This window comes from Methylobacterium sp. E-041 (assembly GCF_022829665.1).
GTDB lineage: Bacteria > Pseudomonadota > Alphaproteobacteria > Rhizobiales > Beijerinckiaceae > Methylobacterium.
Genome location: NZ_JAKSYQ010000188.1, coordinates 1 through 3,407, shown reverse-complemented (window position 1 = coordinate 3,407; position 3,407 = coordinate 1). Strand labels below are relative to the sequence as shown.

Annotated in this window: 4 protein-coding genes and 2 pseudogenes; 3 read left to right on the top strand and 3 right to left on the bottom strand. The window is 62.4% G+C overall.

Annotation, left to right across the window (positions count from 1 at the left end; translation table 11 throughout):
* Positions 1-15: 15 nt before the first annotated feature.
* Positions 16-260, bottom strand: a pseudogene (locus MKK70_RS18350) (MucR family transcriptional regulator); the annotation flags it as partial.
* Between MKK70_RS18350 and MKK70_RS18345 the strand changes: the two are divergent.
* The 3 genes and pseudogenes from MKK70_RS18345 to MKK70_RS18335 form a co-directional block, all read left to right on the top strand.
* A pseudogene (locus MKK70_RS18345) lies at positions 253-450 on the top strand (MucR family transcriptional regulator); the annotation flags it as partial. The pseudogenes MKK70_RS18350 and MKK70_RS18345 sit on opposite strands and share 8 nt — an antisense overlap.
* Before the next feature lie 331 nt (positions 451-781).
* On the top strand, positions 782-1,204 hold the full coding sequence (locus MKK70_RS18340) for a response regulator (RefSeq protein WP_243949257.1): 423 nt from the start codon (positions 782-784) through the stop codon (positions 1,202-1,204).
* A gap of 441 nt (positions 1,205-1,645) precedes the next feature.
* Positions 1,646-2,242, top strand: coding sequence for a PAS domain-containing protein (locus tag MKK70_RS18335; protein ID WP_243949255.1), 597 nt, complete (start codon positions 1,646-1,648; stop codon positions 2,240-2,242).
* Between the two features lie 156 nt (positions 2,243-2,398).
* Here the strand turns inward: MKK70_RS18335 and MKK70_RS18330 are convergent, their stop codons facing one another.
* Both MKK70_RS18330 and MKK70_RS18325 read right to left on the bottom strand, forming a co-directional pair.
* Complete coding sequence (locus tag MKK70_RS18330; protein WP_243932231.1) at positions 2,399-2,962, bottom strand: PAS domain-containing protein; 564 nt, start codon at positions 2,960-2,962, stop codon at positions 2,399-2,401.
* Positions 2,963-3,150: 188 nt separating this feature from the next.
* Positions 3,151-3,407: hypothetical protein (locus MKK70_RS18325; RefSeq protein WP_243949254.1), on the bottom strand; the 257-nt coding region annotated here is incomplete at its 5' end.

Here is a 3,407-nt window from a genome sequence, read left to right as displayed (position 1 = left end):
CCCCGTCCAAGGGGCCTAAGCGGCTGCCTTGGGCCGCAGCTGGCCGAGGCCGAGTGAACGTGCCAGCTCGGACCGCTGGGCGAAGTAGGGGGCCGATACGATGGGGTAGTCAGACGGCAGGCCGTACTTCGCACGGTAGCTCTCCGGTGTGAGCCCGGGAAGCGTGAGGTGGCGCTTAACCTCCTTGTAGTTCTTGCCATCCTGGAACCTAACATGCCGTCCGGGGTGACCGACTTGCGGATCTGGGCGGGGGTCGGCTTCGAGGATGGCAAGACCTACAAGACGATGAAGCGCCACCTCACGCTTCGCGGGCTCACACCGGAGAGCTACCGTGCGAAGTACGGCCTGCCGTCTGACTACCCCATCGTATCGGCCGCCTACTCCGCCAAGCGGTCCGAGCTGGCACGTTCACTCGGCCTCGGCCAGCTGCGGCGCAAGGCAGCCGCTTAGGCTCCTGAGACGGGAGGAGCGATCTCCTTGGCAACTAAGCCCGTGGTCAGAAGCCCAAGGCCGTAGAAGCCTCAGAGGCAGCCCCGAAGGCCCGCGGTCGCAAGAAGGTCGCCAAAGTGGCCTGACGCCGCTCAGCGGCCCGTTCCGGCACACCTCGGCACTCGCCACGGTGACGTGCTTCTAACCGAGGAGCCGCATCCCACGTTCGGGCCAAGTTGCGTATCGGCCTAGCTGGTAAGATCCGGGGTTCCCCCGTCCCGTGAGCGGATCGGGACGGGGCCGAACCGAGGTCGCTGTAGGGGTTGATGTGACATCGCCACGATCGCTTCCCGTGCTCGTCGTGGACGATGTGCCTTTGATCCGTGCCGTGGTGCGGGCGACGCTCGAACAGGTCGGGCTGACCGAGGTACACGAGGCTGGCGATGGAGCTGCCGCGCTCGCGATGCTGAACCAGCGCCGCTATGGCCTCGTCATCGCGGATTGGAACATGCATCCGATGACCGGCTACGAGCTGCTCCGTCAGGTGCGCGACGATCCACAGCTCCGCGAGACGCCGTTCGTCATCATGACGACGAAGGAGCAGGCCCACTGCTTCGTCGCCGCGCGGCGGGCCGGTGTGAATGCCTGCCTCATCAAACCGTTCATGCCGGCAGCCCTGCGCGAGACGATCAAGCAGGTTTGGTCTGGTAGCGGTACGCCAGCCGCGCAGGTCCAGGAAGCCGCGACGGTGCTGCTGTGGCCAAACACCTTTTAGGATTGCATGGTATCTACAACAGACCTCAACGCGTCAGTGAAGCGGGCTCGCGACCTAGGGTCGGCGGCGCGCAGATATGCTGTGACCATGGCGATCAGGTACGCTTCTTTTTGCTCTGCCAAGAGCTTGGCCGCATGCGAACCAGGAACTGCACTGAAGGTGGAGACGGGCAAATCCAGCGCGCCCGCAACACGGGACAGTGCCCTCTCTACTTCGCCCACCGGATCGTCAGGCCCATCGCGCATAACGTTCCCTCCCAGTATCGCTCTCGGAGCGTGAGCCGGTCTTTCCCCTGAAGAGCCCCTACGAAGGGCATCGCCAACTCGGCACGGTAAGTCCATCAATCTGACTTGTGAAGGAGAAGCCATCAGACCTCCGCTGGAACCGTTCTGGTGTTTTTTGACTAAAGCGGTATCTCGGTATCAGCCGTGAGAGGGCAGAATGCGGGTCAACGCGATCGATGGCTTCCATGAGGACTTAGAGCACCTACGGGCTGCACTCGACGCCTCGTGCATCGTCGGAACATGGGATTGGGACCACGTCCGCGGGATCGTCGTCTATGATGCCGGGGCGGCTTGGCTTCTGACTGGAGACCGGGATCTGGCTGACCGCGAAATCAGCGGAGCGGCGGCAGCTGCCGCCGTTCATCCAGCCGATCAGGAATGGCTGGCCGAGCACATGAAGCGCGCTGCAAAGGCAGGCGGTCTCGTGCTGGCCGAATACCGCATTCTTGCCGACGACGGCTCCGTACGGTGGCTGCTCAATCGCGGGCGGTCACATCTGGACGACGTTGGGCGACCGATCCGCTCACGTGGCATCCTTATCGACATCACCGAGATGCGCGACGGCGGTGCGCGCTACGTCCTGAACCAAGCACCTCCAGCGAACGACCCGCTTGTTCGAGCTGCCGAGCTTGCCATCTCATTGAAGGAAACACTTGGCACCGATGCGCCAGCCGATGTTAGGATCGCGACTGACCTACTGCTTTTCAGCCTTGGCAGCGCACTCGGTCGTCCTGGGGATGAAGAAACGACTTGAAACGGATAGCCCCCTCAAAAAAGGAAAAGCCCCGTTCGGCTGCAGCCGGAGCGGGGCTTCCCAATGACGAGGGGACGGGGTGGGTCCACTCGGCTTCCATGAGGGGGCAACTTGGTTAACAACTCGTTGCCGCCGGACATCCTGCCCTCGCTCTCATCAGTGCACCTGGTCAGTCTCGCTAGGCCCCATCTTCCGGGCTAGGATCGTTCCGAGTTCGAGCAGCATCGTATCGACTAGGGTCGGCAGGACCGGCGAGTCTAACTGCTTCGTCACGGACCGAAGCGCAATGAGTGCATCGACCACCCGATCGATCGTCCGCATCGTATGGTCGGCTGCTGCCTGACTATCTCGGCGCGCTTCTGTCAGGTCCGCCATCAGCCCGATGCAGCGCAAGCCTCGGCCGGTCTCATCGGTCTCGACACGTCCCCGTGCGGCGATCCAGTGAACTTCACCATCTCGATCGCAGGTCCGAAACTCGGCTTCGAACCGTCCTGCAGTGCTATGAGCTTCGTGGATGAGGTGAGCGACGCGGTCTCGATCTTCGGTGTGCACGCCTTCCAAGAACGCCGTGACAGGGACTCTCGTCGCGTCTTGTGACTCATCGACTGCGAGCACACGGGGAAGCGCACCCGTGAGTTCAATAATTTGCGTATCGAGATCCGTTTCCCAGGTGCCGAGGTAACCCGACGCATCGAGGATGGATTGCAGGGATGCGGGCATGGCGTGCCTACGAGAGAGGTTGCGTTCCGCATCACAACCTAAACGCTCAATCGATGCAATCCTTGCCTGTTCGCGGAGCTATAGCACAGCTTCAGACTGTACCTAACCGGGCGATCCACGTAACCGGCCCGCATCCCGAGGCTGGGTTTAGGCCCTGTTCGGTCGAGCACGGATCGCTGGGCATTGGCTCACATACGGCCAAGCCATGTCGTTTCTGCAACCCAGGATTGATCAGCGTTGCGAAACTCAATCGCGCGCAATGCGTATTGGGATGTGCTCGGAGCAGCAGCGACGCTGGTCGAGCCGTCTCCAACCTGAAAGCGAATGCCCGAATGACCCCCATCCATGCGCCGAAGCTCGCGACCAGCGGCGACCGATCGATCGGAAGCCGCATCGCGGCGTATCGGACCGCTCAAGGTCTGAGCCAGACCGCGCTCGGGCAGGC